Annotated in this window: 18 protein-coding genes; 11 read left to right on the top strand and 7 right to left on the bottom strand. The window is 42.0% G+C overall.

What is annotated here, in order from left to right; genetic code table 11:
- The 5 genes from GR929_RS21890 to GR929_RS10175 form a co-directional block, all read right to left on the bottom strand.
- Window positions 1-181: hypothetical protein (locus GR929_RS21890; protein WP_235934251.1), on the bottom strand; the 181-nt coding region annotated here is incomplete at its 3' end.
- 123 nt (window positions 182-304) lie between these two features.
- Window positions 305-496, bottom strand: a complete 192-nt coding sequence (locus GR929_RS10190) for a tyrosine-type recombinase/integrase (protein WP_159519367.1) — start codon at window positions 494-496, stop codon at window positions 305-307.
- A 486-nt stretch (window positions 497-982) separates the two neighbouring features.
- Entirely contained in the window at window positions 983-1,459 is a 477-nt protein-coding gene (locus GR929_RS10185) for a hypothetical protein (RefSeq protein WP_159519365.1), read from the bottom strand.
- 1,354 nt (window positions 1,460-2,813) lie between these two features.
- Window positions 2,814-3,719 carry a nucleotidyltransferase family protein gene (locus tag GR929_RS10180; RefSeq protein WP_159519363.1) on the bottom strand — a complete coding sequence of 302 codons (906 nt, stop codon included), beginning with the start codon at window positions 3,717-3,719 and terminating at the stop codon, window positions 2,814-2,816.
- Between the two features lie 154 nt (window positions 3,720-3,873).
- On the bottom strand, window positions 3,874-4,389 hold the full coding sequence (locus GR929_RS10175; RefSeq protein ID WP_159519361.1) for a gamma carbonic anhydrase family protein: 516 nt from the start codon (window positions 4,387-4,389) through the stop codon (window positions 3,874-3,876).
- Window positions 4,390-4,698: 309 nt separating this feature from the next.
- Between GR929_RS10175 and GR929_RS10170 the strand changes: the two genes are divergently transcribed.
- From GR929_RS10170 to GR929_RS10150, 5 genes are all read left to right on the top strand, one after another.
- The gene (locus GR929_RS10170; protein ID WP_159519359.1) at window positions 4,699-6,537 is read left to right on the top strand and encodes a 2-oxoacid:acceptor oxidoreductase subunit alpha; all 1,839 of its coding nucleotides are present in this window, start codon (window positions 4,699-4,701) and stop codon (window positions 6,535-6,537) included.
- Between the two features lie 3 nt (window positions 6,538-6,540).
- A complete protein-coding gene (locus GR929_RS10165) occupies window positions 6,541-7,617 on the top strand; it encodes a 2-oxoacid:ferredoxin oxidoreductase subunit beta (RefSeq protein WP_159519357.1) in 1,077 nt (358 codons plus the stop codon).
- 97 nt (window positions 7,618-7,714) lie between these two features.
- Window positions 7,715-10,708: a PEP/pyruvate-binding domain-containing protein gene (locus GR929_RS10160; RefSeq protein ID WP_159519355.1), complete on the top strand. Its 2,994-nt coding sequence runs from the start codon at window positions 7,715-7,717 to the stop codon at window positions 10,706-10,708.
- 293 nt (window positions 10,709-11,001) lie between these two features.
- Entirely contained in the window at window positions 11,002-11,442 is a 441-nt protein-coding gene (locus GR929_RS10155; RefSeq protein ID WP_159519353.1) for a NifB/NifX family molybdenum-iron cluster-binding protein, read from the top strand.
- Window positions 11,443-11,526: 84 nt separating this feature from the next.
- Window positions 11,527-11,841 carry a hypothetical protein gene (locus GR929_RS10150; protein WP_159519351.1) on the top strand — a complete coding sequence of 105 codons (315 nt, stop codon included), beginning with the start codon at window positions 11,527-11,529 and terminating at the stop codon, window positions 11,839-11,841.
- A gap of 53 nt (window positions 11,842-11,894) precedes the next feature.
- Here GR929_RS10150 and fabD read toward each other — a convergent pair whose 3' ends face one another.
- Both fabD and GR929_RS10140 read right to left on the bottom strand, forming a co-directional pair.
- Window positions 11,895-12,782 (bottom strand): ACP S-malonyltransferase, encoded by an 888-nt coding sequence (gene fabD / locus GR929_RS10145; RefSeq protein ID WP_159519349.1) that lies wholly within the window; start codon window positions 12,780-12,782, stop codon window positions 11,895-11,897.
- A gap of 143 nt (window positions 12,783-12,925) precedes the next feature.
- Complete coding sequence (locus GR929_RS10140; RefSeq protein ID WP_159519347.1) at window positions 12,926-14,635, bottom strand: M23 family metallopeptidase; 1,710 nt, start codon at window positions 14,633-14,635, stop codon at window positions 12,926-12,928.
- 142 nt (window positions 14,636-14,777) lie between these two features.
- Here GR929_RS10140 and GR929_RS10135 point away from each other — a divergent pair, with 142 nt between their 5' ends.
- From GR929_RS10135 to lpxB, 6 genes are all read left to right on the top strand, one after another.
- Window positions 14,778-15,071 (top strand): hypothetical protein, encoded by a 294-nt coding sequence (locus tag GR929_RS10135; RefSeq protein WP_159519345.1) that lies wholly within the window; start codon window positions 14,778-14,780, stop codon window positions 15,069-15,071.
- Between the two features lie 15 nt (window positions 15,072-15,086).
- Window positions 15,087-15,380, top strand: a complete 294-nt coding sequence (locus GR929_RS10130; RefSeq protein ID WP_159519343.1) for a cell division protein ZapA — start codon at window positions 15,087-15,089, stop codon at window positions 15,378-15,380.
- 117 nt (window positions 15,381-15,497) lie between these two features.
- The gene (gene rny / locus GR929_RS10125; RefSeq protein WP_159519341.1) at window positions 15,498-17,048 is read left to right on the top strand and encodes a ribonuclease Y; all 1,551 of its coding nucleotides are present in this window, start codon (window positions 15,498-15,500) and stop codon (window positions 17,046-17,048) included.
- Window positions 17,049-17,265: 217 nt separating this feature from the next.
- On the top strand, window positions 17,266-18,027 hold the full coding sequence (gene surE / locus GR929_RS10120) for a 5'/3'-nucleotidase SurE (RefSeq protein WP_159519339.1): 762 nt from the start codon (window positions 17,266-17,268) through the stop codon (window positions 18,025-18,027).
- Entirely contained in the window at window positions 18,027-18,335 is a 309-nt protein-coding gene (locus GR929_RS10115; RefSeq protein ID WP_159519337.1) for a hypothetical protein, read from the top strand. Before surE ends, GR929_RS10115 begins: the two co-directional genes overlap by 1 nt.
- Window positions 18,332-19,465: a lipid-A-disaccharide synthase gene (gene lpxB, locus GR929_RS10110; protein WP_159519335.1), complete on the top strand. Its 1,134-nt coding sequence runs from the start codon at window positions 18,332-18,334 to the stop codon at window positions 19,463-19,465. Before GR929_RS10115 ends, lpxB begins: the two co-directional genes overlap by 4 nt.
- Window positions 19,466-19,479: the final 14 nt, after the last annotated feature.

Genomic DNA, 19,479 nt, shown 5'->3' with positions numbered 1-19,479 from the left:
GTCCTTCCATTTTTTCCACCCCCTTGACTTTGTCGCCAAAAAATGGGAACTTTGTCAGGTCTTTCCGTCGACTCGACGTCAGAAGCACGCGCTTCCACGGTCTCACCGTTCCAAGACCTGGGTCCAAAATGCGTTCAGCATTTTTTTTAACCCCAAGGCTTTTTTTAGAACATTTTACCATTCAAAATACAGTAATCGTGACTGTTTTCTAACTGCCTGTTTCCCACAATGAAACTCAACGATGTGTATATGACGGGTGTATTATATATCCACTATATACTATGGATTGCAACCGTCTGTTAATCTATGTTTTATCTTTCAAAATTAAGTCTAGAGGACTTTTGATTTTTGCAAGAGACTTTGTACTCACGTGGGTGTAAATCTCCGCCGTTTTGCTCGATTCATGTCCAAGTATCGTTTGTATATAACGCCAATCAACCTCTTGTTCCAATAAATAGCTTGCCTGCCTAAGTTTGATTGTGCGCTGAAAATCCATACTGTCTTGTTATCCAGCGGAACAAGATAGCTAACTTTACAGAATAATTAATTTTGGTAGCGATAATTTAGTTTCATTCAAAATAAGGTCTATTTAACAGGCCATGGGGGTACTTCCCAAGTGGGGTACCCCACTTCCGAAGTACCCCCCCCCACTTCAAAACCGACTCGAGTCGGTAAAAAGGTAACTGCAGTCGGTTAAAGGCTAAGTCGAGTCAGGAAAATGGAGACTGCAGTTGAGTAAATGATAACTTGAGTCGGTAAAAAGTAAACTTCGCCCGGGTAATGGGTGGGCGAAGTCACCAAAAAGCAAACCGGAGTCAGGGAAATGGTGACTCCAGTCGCTGTTAAACAAACTCGGATCATGTTTAACTAAACTGCAGTTCTATTCGGGTAGACTGGTTCAGGAATAAGTGTGGGAGCGTGTAGTTAAAATAAAAAAACGAAGATCGTGATGATCCCCGTTTTAGCGCTGAACCGTTTCTGCTTATTCAGGTTGTTCGGCTTGTTTTCGGCTACCATTGCTGGTAAATCGCTTTTTCAGGTCCTCGTAAATGGGTTTTGCACCCGGAACGCTCATTTTGGCAGCCTGCTTCACCGAGTTGTAATAGGTGAGTGCAGCGGTGTAGCTTTCCGATCCGGCTTCGGTGGTCGTGTCATCCAGGTTTTGGGCCAGTTGCAAAACCGGATGAATAATCGTGTTCAGCTTTTCCCAAACATTCATATCCAGCTTAAACCCATCGGTATTGAGGTAGGGTGGTGCAAACTGCGGATCGGACTGGCAATAGTCGAGGCATTTCTCCACAAACGGAGCCGTACCATCACTCATTTTAGGTAACGACTTGCGTTCGTCGGCATTTAACGCGATCAGGTAAGGTTGTAGCAGGCTTGATAGTTCAGTGGCTTTTGTCAGGGCTTCGGTTGCCACATCATCCGGAAGTTGATTGTTGATTTTGTTTTCCATGGGTATAAATTAAAAAATTAGAAAAATGAATTAACAGCTAACAAGTTAGGACATTGAGATTTGAATGACATAATATTTTTGAAGTGTTTTATGAATGAGCTGTTTTGGGGTGTAAACAAGCCCATTTCTCACACGAACGAACAAAATCAATGTTTTTCAACCCGTTTTTCAGATGAACATTTGATTGGTTTGATGGCCTCTGTTTCCGAGGAAATGTCATTTTTTGAGATTTCGGGGTAAAAAGAAGGAATTCAAATTGTATTGAGCAATTCGCCAACCGATCCAGAAACAAGTTCAGGATGACCAGCGCATAGCTTGGGACAGCCAAGTCCCCCGCTTCACCAACAGGCGAAAAGGCGATGGCCCGTCAAAGTAGCCCGGGCCGGCGGTGGAGGGAAGGATTTTTGGCGGGTATCCCGGGCAGTGCGCCGGAAAGAAAAAATCCTGACGCGCGTGGAAGGATAACTTTGACTTGATCTTTTTTGAATACTTTTTGGTATCAAGACAAAAAAGTATTTGGGGTTTGGGGCAACGCCCCAGCGCATGCAATGACACCAAGACAATAGATATCAGACATTAGATCCAAGAATAAAGAACCAAGAGCCAGGAGGGTGAAGATAGCAGCAATCTGTTTCGGTCAATATTGGAGCAACTGGCCAACCGATCCAGAAACGAGTTCCCGATGACGAACATTCAATTGGGATATTTAAGTCCCCCGCTTCGCCGGCAGGCGAAAAGCCCGGCCTACGAGGGTTTTGAACTGGAAAACAAGGAAAGGAAACAGCAATGGCACTCGCTAAGAAAACCCTGTTTGACGACTGAAAGGAGGAGTTTGGTTTTCGGGCAGTGACTGACCCGTAGTTTTTGTTCAAAAGCATCGTCAGCCTTGACTTTTTTTCCTGGTTTTTGTGTCAAGACAAAAATCAGGTTCCGTCTGAAAAGACAACTTTGACTTGATCTTTTTTGATTACTTTTTGGTATCAAGACAAAAAAGTATTTGGGGTTTGGGGAAAAGAGAACAAGACATTAGATACTAGAACCAAGATTTTCAGATATTCGGATTTTCAGATCGACACCAAGTCCCCCATTTCGCCGAAAGGCGAAAAGCGCGAAGGCCGTCAAAACGCCCGGCCGAGGGTTCGGTTTGACTTGATTTTTCTTTGTTTCGTTTCTTTTCATCTCATTGTAATTTAAAATTTTCAAAGGTATTCGATGGAACTCGCTCATAATTTAGCTACTGTGTGTAATAACTTTTTACATGCTCGTTTCATCTAAAAAAAAGAAATGAAATCCAGTCCGGAAGGACAAGGTAAAAAAGGAACCGGGGGTTGGGCTGAAACCCCGGTTTTGCTCTTTACCAAAGCTTTTGGGGGTAGTCGCCTTGTTCCGTTAGTTTTTTTACTTGTTCAACTACAAAAGGCTTATCTTCCGGGTAGGTTACTCCAAACCATTGCGAGTCGGCATCCAGTACTTTTGCTTGTGCTTGTCCGGTTCTGATCAATTCAAATACCACGCTCGGGATGTAAAATTCCGATTTTGGAGTCTCCATTTTTTCATCTAAAAACTGCTTGAACTGGCTCTCCAAATGTTGGAACAGGCTGGGGTGGAAGCCCCAAAAGTTCATCGATGCAAGCGTGTTGTCGTCCACCGCAACTTTGTTATCATTTTCATCTGTAAACGTAATCCGGCCATTCTCCCGGGCAATTTGATGACGCTCGGTAATCTGCACTAAATTGCTGTTTTTATCGGTTTTACAAATTCCACGCGAAACGGTGCCAAACTCCGATAAGGTATTTTTTACCTGGTAGCCTACCATGCTGTAGTTATCCGCTGCAACTTCGCTTGTTAAAAAATCAGCTGCTACCCGGAACGATTCGCGTCCGTAAAAATCATCAGCATTAATCGCAGCAAATGGTTCTTGAATCACATCTTTAGCCATCAGAATGGCATGTCCGGTTCCCCACGGCTTTTCCCGTCCTTCGGGCAGACTGTACCCATCGGGTAAATGATCCAGCTCCTGGTAAACATATTTCACTTCAATTTTACTGTCCAGTTTACCGGCAAATTGTTTTTTAAAAGCATCAGCGAAACTTTCGCGGATAACGAAAACTACTTTGCCAAATCCGGCACGAATGGCATCAAATATCGAATACTCCAGAATGGTTTCCCCGTTAGGACCAATCGGTTCAACTTGTTTCAATCCGCCATAACGGCTTCCCATTCCGGCTGCTAAAATTAAGAGTGTGGGTTTTGTATTCATGCTTAATGAGGTGTTAAAATTTTTTGTCGACTATTTGTTGTTGACCAATGAAGAACAAGAACCTTTAATGGTCTTCTGGTTATTTTTGCAATTGAAGAATCCCGGTTATTCCCTGATCAGAATAACGCAGCGCTATGAATTATTTATTCTTTTTTTACTCTTTATACCAACTGGCATACATGCCGTAAGCGTTGGCAATACGGTGAATCTCACCTTCCAGCAGATCAGTGCCTATCGATTTTACTTTCTTGGCAGGAATACCGGCATACACACTTCCGGCTTCAACAATGGTTCCTTTGGTAACAACCGATCCGGCAGCAATAATGGTATTGCTTTCTACCACAGCGTTGTCGAGCACCACGGCATTCATTCCAATCATCACATTGTCGTTTATGGTACAGCCATGTATAATTGCCCCATGAGCAATGATGACGTTATTGCCTATGTTGGTTGGCGATTTTTGGTAGGTTGCGTGTATTACCGCACAATCTTGCACGTTGGAGTTTTTGCCTATTTTTATGTAGTGAACATCTCCGCGTATAACTGCACTGTACCAAACGCTACTGTGATCACCAATTTCTACATCGCCTATTATTGCAGCAGTTTCGGCTAAAAAACAATCGTTGCCTATTTGGGGAGTTTTTCCTTTGAGTGTTTTGATTAAAGCCATTTTCTATAATTATTTTAATTTGATAACAAAGATATTAAAAGCGCTAAATAATTAAATGTAGAATGGTTTTCTTATTGACCGGTTGTGTGAAATTCCATAAAATGAATGCTCCTCTTTCGGGATAAAGGGGGAAAACTTCAATTGGAATCGTTTCACAAAACGGGCTCTTATTAATTATTGGTTATTTTTACTCCGCTACACACCTAATGGGTATAATTCAAAATTGTTCCAAAGTTTTAAATTGTTATTTTTGAGATCGCTTTTTTTCGGTTTTATAAGGAGAAATCTAGGTATTAAAATAAATGTCACATGAAAGACACAAAAGTTATTGAGTTAGAAGAAGTGGCCATTCGGTTTTCCGGTGACTCGGGAGATGGAATGCAGCTTACGGGAACCTTGTTCTCTGATGCCACAGCACTATTTGGAAATGATATTTCGACCTTTCCGGATTACCCATCCGAAATCAGGGCGCCACAAGGTACTGTTGGTGGCGTATCAGGTTTTCAGGTTCAGTTTGGTCATAAAGAAGTAAACACCCCGGGAGATGAAGCCCATGTGTTGATTGCCATGAACCCGGCAGCAGTGAAAGCCAATGCGCGGTTTATGAAACCCGGTGGAACCATCATTTACGATGTTGATTCTTTTACTCAGAAAAATTTAGATAAAGCCAATTTTGCAACCGACGATCCGTTTGGAGAATTGAAGTTGGATGATTACATCAAAATTGCAGTTCCAATTACCAGCCTGACGCGTGAAAGTTTGAAGGATTTTGGAATGGACAATAAATCAGTTCTGCGAAGCAAAAACATGTTTGCTTTGGGATTAATTTGCTGGATGTTTGGCCGTCCGATGGATTATATCGAATCATTCATCAAGACAAAATTTGCCAAAAAACCTACCGTGGTTGAATCGAACCTGAAAGTTTTACATGACGGTTTCAATTACGGAATGAATATGCAGCACATGACACCTCAGTATTTGGTGCATGCTGCCGAAATTGAAAGAGGTACTTACCGAAACATCAATGGAAACATTGCTACAGCTTGGGGGATGTTGGCCGCTGCTGAAAAATCAGGTTTAGACCTGTTTTTAGGTTCTTATCCGATTACTCCGGCAACTGACGTGTTGGTGGCCTTGGCTGCTCGCCGCGACTTGGGTGTGAAAACATTTCAGGCCGAAGATGAAATTGCCGGTATGTGTACCACCCTTGGTGCTGCCTTCGCCGGTAAATTAGCGGTTACCAGTACTTCAGGCCCCGGTTTGGCATTGAAATCCGAAGCGATTGGTTTGGCGGTAATGGCCGAGCTTCCGGTGGTTATTGTAAACGTTCAGCGTGGTGGCCCATCGACAGGATTGCCAACCAAAACGGAGCAGTCTGATTTATTGCAGGCACTTTACGGACGTAATGGTGAAAGCCCGGTTGTTGTTTTGGCTGCCAGCACACCGTCCGACTGTTTTTACTACGCCTACCTATCGTGTAAAATTGCATTGGAGCGCATGGTGCCAGTCATCCTGTTAACCGATGGTTTCCTTGGAAATGGGAGTGAACCCTGGCGTGTTCCAAGCATGTCGGAGCTACCCGAAATTACGCCTCGTATTGCGAAAAACAGCAGTGAGTTTAAACCGTATAAACGTGATGAAGACATTTTGGCGCGTGAATGGGCATTCCCGGGAATGGAGGGATTCCAGCACCGTATCGGTGGTTTGGAGAAGAATGTTGAAGGTGCCGTAAGTCACGATCCGGAAAACCACCACAAGAATACCGAAATTCGTGAAGCGAAAGTTCAGAAAGTTGCTGATATGATTCCTGAATTGGAAGTGTGTGGCGACGAAGAAGGCGAATTATTGGTTGTGGCATGGGGTGGTACCTACGGACACATGATTAGTGCGGTGCGTGAAATGCGTCAGGATGGTAAAAAAGTGAGCCTGGCTCATTTCAACTTTATCAAACCACTTCCTGCAAATACCGAAGAGGTGTTTAGCAAGTTTAAAAAGATTATCGTTTGTGAATTGAACCTCGGACAATTTGCTTCATACCTACGCGATAAATTACCTGAGTATGAATATCACCAGGTCAATAAGTTGAAAGGATTACCATTTACGGTAACCGAGTTGAAGGAAAACTTTGAAAAATTACTGGAGGAATAAGACATGAGCAATATAGATTTACAATATACATTGAAAGATTTTAAGAGCGAAAACGAAGTTCGCTGGTGTCCCGGTTGTGGTGATTACGCGATTATGAATGCCGTTCAGCGTACCATGGCCGACATGAACGTTCCTCATGAAAAGTTTGCCGTAATTTCCGGTATTGGCTGTTCGTCTCGTTTCCCATATTATATGAGTACTTATGGATTTCACTCCATTCACGGTCGTGCGGCAGCCATTGCTTCGGGTGTGAAAAGTGCAAATCCTGATTTGAGCGTTTGGGTGATTACCGGCGATGGTGATTCATTGGCCATTGGTGGAAACCACTTTATCCACACCATACGTCGTAACATCGATTTGAATGTAATTCTTTTCAATAATAAGATTTACGGATTGACGAAAGGACAGTACTCGCCAACAACTGATCGTGGGTTTGTGACGAAAACTTCACCAAACGGAACCATCGAAGATTCATTTGTTCCCGGACAATTGGTGTTGGGTGCACGCGGAACGTTCTTTGCCCGTGCCGTTGATTCAAATGTAAAACACAACCAGCTTGTTTTTGCCGAAGCTGCAAAACACCAGGGAACTTCCATTGTCGAGGTTCTGCAAAATTGTGTCATTTTCAACGATGGAATTCATGCACAGATTGCAGATCCAAAACATCGTGCAGAGCGTCAATTATTTTTGGAGCATGGCAAACCAATGCGTTTTGGGCACGATAACGAAAAAGGACTGATTGTTGAAAAAGGCCGTTTGAAGGTGGCTGTTATTGGCGAAAATGGTGTAACCGAGGACGACATACTTGTTCATGATGCCAAAGAAGTAGATCCGTATCTGCACATGCAACTGATCAATATGAGTATGCCTGATTTTCCAATTGCCATGGGAGTTATTCGTGCAGTTGATGCTCCTGTTTACGATCAGGAACTGGAAAAGCAAGTCGCCGAAGTTTCAGCAACACGTAGAGTAAACAATGTCGATGAGTTGTTGAAATCAGGAAATACCTGGGAAGTAGATGAACCAGGAAGTAGCGATCCGGTACCTTTCTTTAAAAAGAAATGTCCTATTCTAGAATAGAAATTACACAACAATATGTTTTTAAAAAGGAGGCTTCGGCTTCCTTTTTTTGTTGGGTCAAGCGGATTTTTCATAATTTCATGGAAAATTCTTTCACATGGAAAATTTAGATGATATCTCCCTTTCATCAATCTACAAGCGCAAAAAGAGCGACCGCGATATTTTTGAAGAGCTAATGCCAACCAAGGTTAAGGAGGTGCTGCTGGTGGCAACCTTGTATGATAGCTATTCCATTGTTCGCGAGGGGCAGTTTACCGACAAGATTTTTGGCGAGTTTCTTCAACTCAACCTCTATACGTATCCGCGTTTTACAAGCGTCAATTCGGAGGTTGATGCACTGAAGATGGTTAACGACCGCGATTTCGATCTCATTATTATTATGGTTGGTGTTGATAAGGATATTCCGGTGAAGATGGCCGATGTCCTGCACGATGCGAATAAGCTCATCCCGAAACTTTTGCTGGTGAACAACAATGCCGATTTGCGTTACTTTCAGGAAACAGCTAATCAGTTTGAATCAATCGACCGGGTGTTTGTGTGGAACGGAAATTCCAATGTGTTCATGGCGATGATCAAGTACATTGAAGATAAAAAGAATATCGAAGCCGATATTAAAAACGGGAATGTGCGGGTGCTGTTGCTGGTGGAAGATTCTATTCAGTATTATTCCCGTTATTTGCCCATGCTGTATACCAACATCATGACTCAAACCCAGAACCTGGTGCAGGACGAGTCGGCTGATGACTTACACATGATCCTGAAAATGCGCGCCCGGCCAAAGGTTATTTTGGTAAGTACTTACGAAGACGCGATTGAAGTGATTAACAAGTACCGGGATTATTTGCTGAGTGTGATTTCAGATGTGAAATTTTCCCGAAATGGAGTTGATGACGCCGAGGCTGGCGTAGAACTTTTGAAATACGTGAAGCAGATTCTTCGTTTTCCGGTGCCACTTTTGCTGCAAAGTCACGACGTGTCGAATGCTGCACGAGCAAAAGAAATTGATGCTGAGTTTATCGACAAAAACTCCGAAAGCTTATCGATGGACATTCATAATTTCATTTACAAGCGATTGGGCTTTGGGAGTTTTGTGTTTAAAGATTTGGCCGGAAATCCAATTATGGTGGCTCGCAACCTTCAGGAATTTCAGGAAATGTTTAAGCTGATTCCGGACGAAGCACTTTCCTATCACGGAAAGCGTAATTCTTTTTCAACCTGGCTGATGGCTCGTGGCGAGATCAATATTGCCGAACGGTTGTTGCCCTATCGCTTCGAAGACTTTAGAGGTACTGAAAAGCTGCGGAGCTTTTGTTTGAGGGTTTTTGAGGATGTTCGGGTGAAGCAAATGCGGGGGCGCATTATTAATTTTGATCCCGCAATTGTTGACAGCGACCGTTACATCGTTCGTTTGGGGAAAGGATCATTGGGAGGAAAAGGACGTGGAATGGCTTTCATGAGTAATTTTATCGAAAACATCGATTTCAAAAAAATCATTCCTGAAATCAATATCCGCATTCCGGCCACGGCAGTTATCGGAGCCATCGAATTTGATAAATTCTTAGAGCTCAACAACCTTTACGACGAGATATACAGCAACAACGATTACGAACATATCAAAACTATGTTTTTGGATTCGCACCTGAGCGAAGGATTAAAAGCGAAGTTGTTTCGTTACATTGAAGTCATGCAGGGACCGCTTGCTGTCCGTTCCTCCGGGTTGTTCGAAGATTCGCTCCTCCAGCCTTTTTCGGGGGTTTATTCAACTTACTTGTTGCCGAATAATCATCCCGATAAATTTGTTCGTTTCAATCAATTGGTGAATGCGATCAAGCTGGTTTATGCCAGTATCTTTACCGACTCAGCGGTCGCCTATTTTGATGCCGTAAACTATAAAATTGAAGAGGAAAAGATGGCGGTTATCATCCAAAAGGTGGTGGGGCACGAGCACGATAAAAAATATTACCCTTCGATTAGTGGTGTGGCGCAATCGTACAATTATTACCCGGTAGCATACATGGAGCCCGAAGATGGTTTTGCAGTGGCAGCGGTTGGTCTGGGGATGTATGTGGTTGGCGGAGAGCAGGCATTTCGCTTTTGTCCTAAGTATCCAACCATCAACCCAACAACTGTTCGCGACCAGGTACGCGATTCCCAAAAAGAGTTTTATGCGGTAGACATGTCTCATCCCGACGCAAATATAATTGCCGATGGTGAAGATGCAGCCATTACAAAAATCAGGATTCGAAATGCTGACGATGATGATTTTCTGCAGCATTGTGCCTCTGTTTATGATGCTGAGAATGATGATCTCGTTCCGGGGCTCAATCTGAAAGGACCGCGTGTTATTGATTTTGCCAATATCTTAAAGTATAACTATGTGCCGTTGGCTGACACCTTGCAGTTTTTGCTGCGCTTGTTCCGCGAAGCGATGGGGTCGCCTGTTGAAATGGAGTATGCCGTTGACCTAAGTAAGGGAGATGGTGGGTTGCCAACGTTTTATTTATTGCAGATAAAACCACTAATCAGGCGGGAAGAAGAATTACATATTGATTTGGGGGAGGTTAACCTGGAAAAGGTTGTGCTTTTTGCGAAACAGGGAATGGGTAACGGTGAGGTGTTTGGTGTTCGCGATGTGATTTTTGTCGATCCTGACAAATTTGATAAAATGCAAACCAAAGCAATTGCTCAGGAAATTCATCACATGAATAAAAAGATGGATGCTGAAGGAAAGGAGTACATTCTGATTGGACCCGGGCGTTGGGGTACTAAAGACCAGTTTACCGGAATTCCGGTCGTGTGGTCGCAAATATCCAGAGCCCGTATTATCGTAGAAATGGGCTTGCCTGATTTTCCATTGGATGGTTCCTTGGGATCGCACTTTTTCCACAATGTAACTTCAATGAACGTTGGCTATTTTGCGGTGAAGCACAACTCGGAAGAAGAAAAAATCAATATTGATGTGCTAAACAATCAGAAGGTGATTGAGGAGTTGAAATTCGTAAAACACGTGCAGTTTGACCATGACCTGAGCATCTTAATGGATGGACGTTCCCGACAAGCTTTGATCAAGCAAAATGGGCTGAACGAGTAGTTGGTTTATTTCTCATTTCATCTCATTAAAATTTTTAGTTTTCAATTGCATTCGATAGAACTCACGATGAATTTTAATATGCTTGTTTGCGAATTTTTGCATCTTAAAATTCATGTTCGTTTCATACATATACGTAATTTCATCCTACAAAAATGTAGGATTCTCGTGTTCGGAAAAATGCTATCTTCTTCGTTTTGAGTGAGGTCGTTTTTTCGGAATGGCAATTGTAATTGATGGTCGGAATATAGTTGACGAGTGAAATTTAGTGAATGTTGAACTGAAAATGAACGATTATGAAGGTATGTATTCCGGTGATGGGACAAAGTTCCCAATTAACCCATTTTTTGGCTGATGATTTCTATAAAGCAAACTTTTATTGTCTGTTTGATATGAACAGCGATCAAACAGTGTATTTTTCCAAGTCGGACTTGATGGAACGCTTTGGATTGGATTTGCGAAAAGATGATGGCGAAGGAGCGATTAAAGCGATTATCAGTCCGAATGTAAGGCCAATGGCTTACAAAATTTTGCACGACAATGAGATTACTGTTTATCGCCCCGATAGCAACCTGGTTGAGGAAAATATCGATCGGTTGAAGCGGGGAGAGCTTGCTCTTTACGATCCGGCCGATGTTGAAACTGCCTCATCTTGCGGATCATCGTGCAGTAGTTGCTCAACAAGCAGCAGCTGTTCTACAACCGAAAGCTGTTCATCAACCAGTTGTTCTGCCTAGCGACTCAGCTATACTAAATCACTGTCGAACCAAAACCTGAAAAAAAATCGCGAAATAACTTTGTGGAAATTTAATCGAAAAATTATGACTATTGCATTCCGTCCGTTAGCAGAAGTAAAGATGATGTTGGAAGAAATTGGAAACGATGTTTCATACGCTTATGATGATCTGGTATTTGTTGAACATACCGCTTTTATGTTTCAGTTTGACGATGAGAATCCAGAGAATTTAAAGCTGTATTTAAATACTGAAGTCGATCAAAAAGAATCAGATGATATCAAAAAGAACCTGGTTGGTGCAGCACAGAAACGAAAATTGAAAATTGTTGATTCTGGTTATTTTAAGTTAAAGGAGAAAGAAGATACCGAAGAGTTTGATATCCTGTTCTTTCCAAAATAAAAAAGCCGCATGGTTGTCATGCAGCTTTTCTGTTAAATATTGTGAGCTAATAATTAGCCTTCGAAGTTGTTGACTCCGGCAGTTTGTGCCTGGCGATCAACTTTCTTGATCAGTCCTTGCAATACTTTGCCCGGGCCAATTTCGGTAAATAATGTAGCGCCATCAGCAATCATATTTTGCGCTGTTTGAGTCCATTTTACCGGAGCAGTGAGCTGCGCGATCAGGTTTTCCTTGATGGTTTCAGGATCAGTAACCGGCTTGGCATTTACGTTTTGGTACACCGCACAAATTGGCTTATTAAAGGTCGTTGCTTTAATGGCAGCTGCCAGTTCTTCGCGAGCAGGTTCCATCAGTGGTGAGTGAAATGCTCCGCCGACAGGTAATTTTAAGGCACGTTTGGCGCCTTTTTCAGTCAGCAACTCGCATGCTTTGTCAATTCCTGAGATTGAGCCGGAAATAACCAGCTGTCCGGGGCAGTTGTAATTGGCCGGTACCACAACATCGTCAATTGATGCACAAACCTCTTCAACAATCGCGTCTTCCAACCCAACAATGGCTGCCATTGTTGAAGGCTCCACTTCGCAGGCTTTCTGCATAGCAATGGCGCGTTGCGAAACCAATTTTAAACCGTCTTCAAAGTTCATCGCGCCATTGGCAACCAAGGCTGAAAATTCACCCAATGAGTGGCCGGCAACCATTTCAGGCTTAAATTCTTTCAATGTTTTAGCCAGAATAACCGAGTGCAGAAAAATGGCGGGTTGTGTAACTTTCGTTTGTTTCAGGTCGTCGGCCGAGCCTTCGAACATGATATCGGTAATATTGAAACCAAGTATTTCATTGGCTTTATCAAATAGTTCTTTGGCAAGTGGCGAGTTTTCGTACAGGTCTTTTCCCATTCCGGAAAACTGGGCACCTTGCCCTGGAAATACATATGCTTTCATCGTAAAAACATTTAGTTAAAATTTGGCGACAAAGTTAAAACGTTTTTTTACCCACAAAAAGTAATTGCAAGTAATCCACTTCTTTAGCTTCTATTTTTCTCTTATCGTGTCGACTATTGAAATTAAATGTTCGATAGTTTTTGTTACTTGTAAAAACTGGCCAGGTATTCAGTTGTATTTCCTTTACCATCCTTCACCCGAAGTTTTAACTCATGCTTTTGATCAAATTGGAAGCGTTTTTTGTCAAAGTAATAAGTAATCAACGCATTTTTAGCATCGTATTCAAAAAGTACCCAATTGCCATCAATCTGTCCATTGTAGCTGGCGATTCCCGAAAAATCATCGCTTATTTTAAAGCGAATGCGGCTTGACTCGGTTAACCGGCTGTTATTGTATATGCTGAGTGGTTTTATTGTCGGAGCAACAGTATCGACACTAATCGCAAAAGTTCCCAGCTGCCGTACGCGTGCTGTTATCCATCCATTTTCATAGTTTCCACCCATCGACCATTTTCTACCGCTTTTTTCGCTAACGGCTGCAATCAATGCTTTGTCCTGAAGTTCTGGTGGAACAGCATCAGCTTTAATTTTTAACGAATAGTGCTGGTGCACCGGATGATGATCATCTTGAATTTTGTATAGCTTTGAGTAATATAGATTGTTGGCCGGTTTGGTTTCTAAGTCCAGATAAAAATCGGAGTAAAAAGTGCCCGGCTCGAAAACTGCTTTCAATTGCTCTTTTTCAATGGTTGTTTTTTGCTTATACGAAATCAGTTGACCGTTTCTTTCTTTTGGAACAATGTTCATCTTTTTCGATTGAACGCGAAATGAAAGGGTACTTTTATTGCCGTACGTGTCTGTAATTTCATAATCAATATCATGAACCTCTCCATCCGAAAGATCGACAATTCCTCCATTGATCAGCTCCCGATAATTGCTCAACTTGTTTCCCGGTTCAACCCAGCTTTTTTGTAGCCTTCTATAGTTGGTTCGGTAATAATCATAATCGATGTAGCTGTTTAGGTAGCGGGTTTCATCAAAGCTTAGTTTATTCATTTGAAAGGAGTAGATAGCCTGGTTGTCCACTTTTAACTTAATCTCGTAGATGCCACATTTGCTCCAGCTTCCGTCAAGGTAATCAATTGTTTGGAGGCCAAAACCAATATTTCCATAAACAGGGACAGTCGGATTTCCTTTTAAATGGTAAGCGCCGTCGTAAAAAACTGTTTCAATCAGTGTTTTTTGTGTTTTTCCATACACATGAGAATCATCCGTTAGCGGATAAATTGCAGCTGATAAGATCTTTGGTTTAATCTCATCTTTAATCGGGAAATTGAAAAGTAAGGGATTTAGAGGGTGTTGACTGTCGGTATCGCGTATCTCGAAATGGAGATGCGGGCCACCGGAGCCACCGGTATTTCCACTTAGAGCAATTTGGTCGCCCTTGTTTACCGAGAATGTTCCTTTGGGAACAGCTAAGTCAACATCGAATGATTGACGCTCATATTGAATGTTCTTTGCATATTCCTGAATGTCATCACGAAAGCTCAATAAGTGTCCATAAACAGTCGTTTGCCCATTCGGGTGATCAAGATAAAGTGCAAGCCCAAATCCGTAGGGCGATATTTTTATTCGCGAAATTTCTCCGTCGGCAGCAGCATATATCGGGAGTCCGGTTTTGCCCTGAGTTTTGATGTCAATGCCCGAGTGAAAGTGGTTAGATCGAAGTTCTCCGAAATTACCCGATAAAATAAGAGGGATGTCAACAGGTGGTCGAAAGTAGTTTCGATCAGGGGCTTGAGCCAATATGATGGATGAAATCAGAACAAAAGATATTAGAAAACGAATTTTCATAAATAGAATCCTTAAGTGTTTGGTGATTAAAACTAGTCAGAGCCAGAATTGTTGTACGGCGGTTTGCATTAAGCAAAATAAAACTATCTTCGTATAAACTATTGGGCAAAAATATTAATTTTGTCCTAGAAAGCATGCAGAAATGACCGAGAAGGATCAATATTTAATTGATGAATTTAAGACCCGACTCAGACTGCTAATTGGCAAGCAAAATCGCTTGAAAGATGAAAATAAACAGCTGCGGGATCAGCTGAAAGGCATGCAGGATGAGTTGGATGTCGTTCGCAATGAAAATGAGATTTTGGTCAAAAAGTATGAAAATCTTAAGTTAGCAAAGATTTTTTCTGCTTCGGATGATGAAAAACAGGATGCGAAGCAAGTGATAAATAAAATAGTGCGGGAAATTGATAAATGTATTGCTCAACTAAACGTGTAGCCAATACAAAAAGAAATGACAGATAAGCTTTCAATAAATATCAACATCGATGGGCGAGTTTACCCATTGACTATTGTTAGGGAAGACGAGGAGAAATACAGGAAAGCGGCGAAAATATTAAATGACATTATTCTTCAATACAGAAAAAAATATGCTGACCATGATTCTAAAGATTTTCTTGCAATGACTGCTTTTCAGTTTGTATTGAAGAATTTGGCGTTGGAAGAACAAGCAGACGATTCTCCTTTTATTGAAGAAATAAAAATACTTAATGAGCAGTTAGGTGATTATTTGTCGATTAACGAGTAGATTTAAATAAGATTATTGAAGCCCGCTTTTTATTCACTCCCAACTGATTTGTCTTGGGAATGAATGTATTAGCGGGCTTTTTGTTAAACTAAATATATACAGTAATAATTTATTGAAATGGAAATAATATATGCTATTTCCGGGTTCTTGCTAGGCGGAGGGCTTTCCTACTTTTTGTGGGATAAAGCACTAAAAAGCAAGAAAACGAAGATCATAACAGAGGCCGAGGCTGAAGGCGACGTAATAAAAAAAGATAAGATACTTCAGGCAAAAGAGAAGTTCTTACAGTTAAAAACAGAACATGAAAAGTTTATTTATGAGAAGAACAACAAGATTGATTCGGTCGAAAATAAACTAAAACAAAAAGAAAGTGCTTTTTTACAACGTCGGGATGAACTGCAACGAAGAGTAAAGGAGTTTGAAACAACCAAAAAAGATGTTGACGTTATTCGCGAGAACCTGACAAACCAATTGAATGTGGTTCAGCAAAAGGAAGATGATCTGGATCGTATGCACAAACAACAGGTTGAGCAGTTAGAAGCGATCTCCGGACTGTCAGCAGAAGAAGCCAAAAGCCAGTTGGTGGAATCATTAAAAGGAGAAGCACAAACGGAAGCCATGTCTTACATTAACGAAATAATGGAAGAGGCTAAACTTACTGCCAATAAAGAGGCGAAGAAAGTTGTGGTGAAAACCATACAGCGAGTGGCAACCGAAACTGCAATTGAAAACTCCGTTACGATTTTCCACATCGAGAGCGATGAAATTAAAGGTCGGATTATTGGTCGTGAAGGACGTAATATCCGCGCATTGGAAGCTGCAACAGGTGTTGAAATTATTGTTGATGATACTCCCGAAGCGATTGTGCTTTCAGGTTTCGATCCGGTACGTCGTGAAATTGCCCGTTTGGCTTTACACCAACTGGTAACTGACGGACGTATTCACCCTGCTCGTATTGAGGAGGTTGTTTCGAAAGTGAAAAAACAGATTGAAGAAGAAATTATTGAAACCGGTAAACGCACCACGATTGATCTTGGAGTACATGGTCTGCATCCTGAGTTGATCCGCATGATTGGTAAAATGAAGTATCGTTCGTCGTACGGACAAAACTTATTGCAGCACTCCCGTGAGGTGGCCAATCTCTGTGCAATTATGGCTTCAGAGCTTGGACTAAACACCAAGTGGGCTAAGCGTGCCGGCTTGCTTCACGATATTGGTAAAGTGCCGGACGACGAGCCGGAACTTCCACACGCAGTGTTGGGCATGAAACTGGCTGAAAAATTCAAAGAAAAGCCGGATATCTGCAATGCCATTGGAGCGCACCACGACGAGGTGGAGATGCAAACCATGTTGGCGCCTATTGTTCAGGTTTGCGATGCTATTTCAGGTGCCCGTCCGGGAGCTCGCCGCGAAGTGGTGGAATCATATATCAAGCGTTTAAAAGCATTAGAAGATTTGGCGCTTTCGTATCCAGGCGTATTGAAAACTTATGCCATTCAGGCAGGACGCGAATTGCGTGTAATTGTTGGTAGCGATAAGATTTCTGATAAAGAGTCAGAACAGCTGTCATTTGATATTGCGAAGCACATCCAGGATGAAATGACTTATCCGGGACAAATTAAGATTACTGTTATCCGCGAATTGCGTGCAGTAAACTACGCGAAATAGTCAATTATTTTTTCGATATAATAACAGCCCGACTTCAATTGAAGCCGGGCTGTTTTACTTTGCAGAAAACCGAAAAGTTTACCACCTTTAATGGTCACCACCGATCAGTTTATTGAGTGTAACAATTGGATTGATGCTGTTGGAAAATTGGGATTAAAAATTTAGTCAGGCAAGGAGATAAACGTATCTTTGTGTTTCGCAAAAAAGAAATGTAAAAATGAAACAACGTCCGCTCATATTTATTACCAACGACGATGGAATTCAGGCTAAAGGACTGAAAGAGGTTTCTGATGTGATGCGTCTTTTTGGAGATGTCGTGGTAGTTGCTCCCGAGATGGCTATGTCGGGTATGTCCAATGCAATTTCAGTTGATCGTCCGTTGCGGGCTTCTAAAGTTGAGGAAGAGGACGGATATATTTCGTATAAGTGCAATGGTACTCCGGTAGATTGCGTGAAACTGGGGTTCAATCATTTGGTGGATCGATTACCTGATTTTGTCATCTCAGGCATTAACCATGGTTCTAATTCATCGATAAGTGTGGTGTATTCCGGAACAATGGGAGCTGCCATCGAAGGGTGTTTGCATGGTGTGCCGTCAATCGGATTTTCGTTGTGCGACTATTTGCCGGATGCTGATTTTTCGAAGGCAAAGATGTGGGTTGCCCGTGTTTTTCAATCGGTTTTCGAGCAAGGGTTACCACCTTTTGTCTGCCTGAATGTGAATATCCCCAAGGGAGATGTTGAAGGCATTGAAGTATGCCGGCAGACCTCAGGCAAGTGGGTGGAAGAACTGGAAAAACGTACCGATCCGCACAATCGTGAGTATTACTGGTTGTCTGGATACTTTAAAAATTTTGAACCCGATGCTGAAGATACTGACTTGTTTGCTTTAGACAATCAGAAAGTGTCGGTGGTGCCTATTCATGTAGATATGACCTGTCAAGGGACATTGGAAATAATGAAAGACTGGAAGTTTTAATGAATAACTCAGCATCAAATATCAACCACCTGAAATATGGTTTTTGGCCCGGGCTAATTTTCCCGCTAATCATGTTTCTGATTATGTACCTCGTTCGTTATCACGAAGTAGGAATTCTTGAATACTTGTCAAATCTTTGGCGGTTTCAAATTCTCATCAAATTGATGACTCTGTGTGTATTACCCAATCTGCTGCTTTTTCTGGTGTTCTTCAAAAAAAAATATGACATGGCAGCCCGCGGTGTTTTAATGGCGACATTCATATATGCTTTTTTTGTAATCATTTCAGTGGCTATCCAATCATTATGAAGTACTATTTTATAGCCGGCGAAGCTTCGGGCGATTTGCATGCTTCAAACCTCATCGCAGAACTTAAAGAGAAAGATTCAAAAGCCGAAGTTCGCGGATTTGGTGGCGAGCTCATGGAACAAGCCGGAATGCAGTTAAGCAAGCATTATCGTGAAATGGCTTTCATGGGCTTTTTGCCGGTGCTGATGAACCTGAAAACCATTCAACGAAATTTTAAAGCCTGCGAGGAAGATTTATTCGAATTTCAGCCGGACGTATTGGTGTTGGTTGATTATCCCGGGTTCAACCTTCGTATGGCTGAATTTGCAAAAAAGCATGGCATTCGGGTATTTTACTATATTTCTCCTAAAATATGGATTTGGAAGAAATACCGAATCAAAAAGATCAAGGCTTTTGTTGATGAAATGTTTACCATTCTTCCATTTGAAACCGAGTTTTATAAAGGGCTTGGTTATGAGGTAAACTATGTTGGCAATCCGGTATTGGATGCAATAAGTGCCAAACCTGCGAAAACTGATTTTTCCGATTTTATCAATCAAAATAAGTTAGCGGATAAACCCATCATCGCATTGCTTCCGGGTAGCCGGCTGCAGGAAATAAAATCGTTGTTGCCCCGAATGCTGGAAGGCACAACCTCTTTTTCGGAACACCAGATTGTGGTAACAGCTGCACCAAATATTGACGAGCCTGTTTATGAGAAGCTGATTCAGGCTTATCCTGAAGTGCGCGTTTTGCATGACAAAACCTACGAATTAATGCAGCAAGCAGAAGCTGCCGTGTTGGCATCAGGTACCGTTTCGCTGGAAGCTGGTGTTTTACGATGCCCGCAAATTGTGTGCTACCGAATGGATGGCGGAACCCTGTTTTATTGGATTGGCCAATATGTTGTTGGAATTACATTGGTGTCGTTGGTAAATCTTATTTTGAAACGGATGGCCGTGAAAGAATTGTTGCAACACCACTGCACTGCGGCCAATATTCGCAAAGAGCTGAACTTGATTCTGAATGATGCCTCGCACAAAAAGCAAATCATGAAAAGCTACGACGAATTAAGCGAAAAATTGGGAGAGCCGGGTGCTTCTGCCCGTGCTGCATCGATGATGATTGATAAATTGAACGAAAAGAATTAATCTTTTTCTATCTT

Origin of the sequence: Sunxiuqinia indica (assembly GCF_009847015.1) — a bacterium.
Classification (GTDB): Bacteria; Bacteroidota; Bacteroidia; order Bacteroidales; family Prolixibacteraceae; genus Sunxiuqinia; species Sunxiuqinia indica.
Note: the sequence above shows the minus strand (reverse complement) of the source record. Positions and strands in the feature narration are given on the sequence as shown.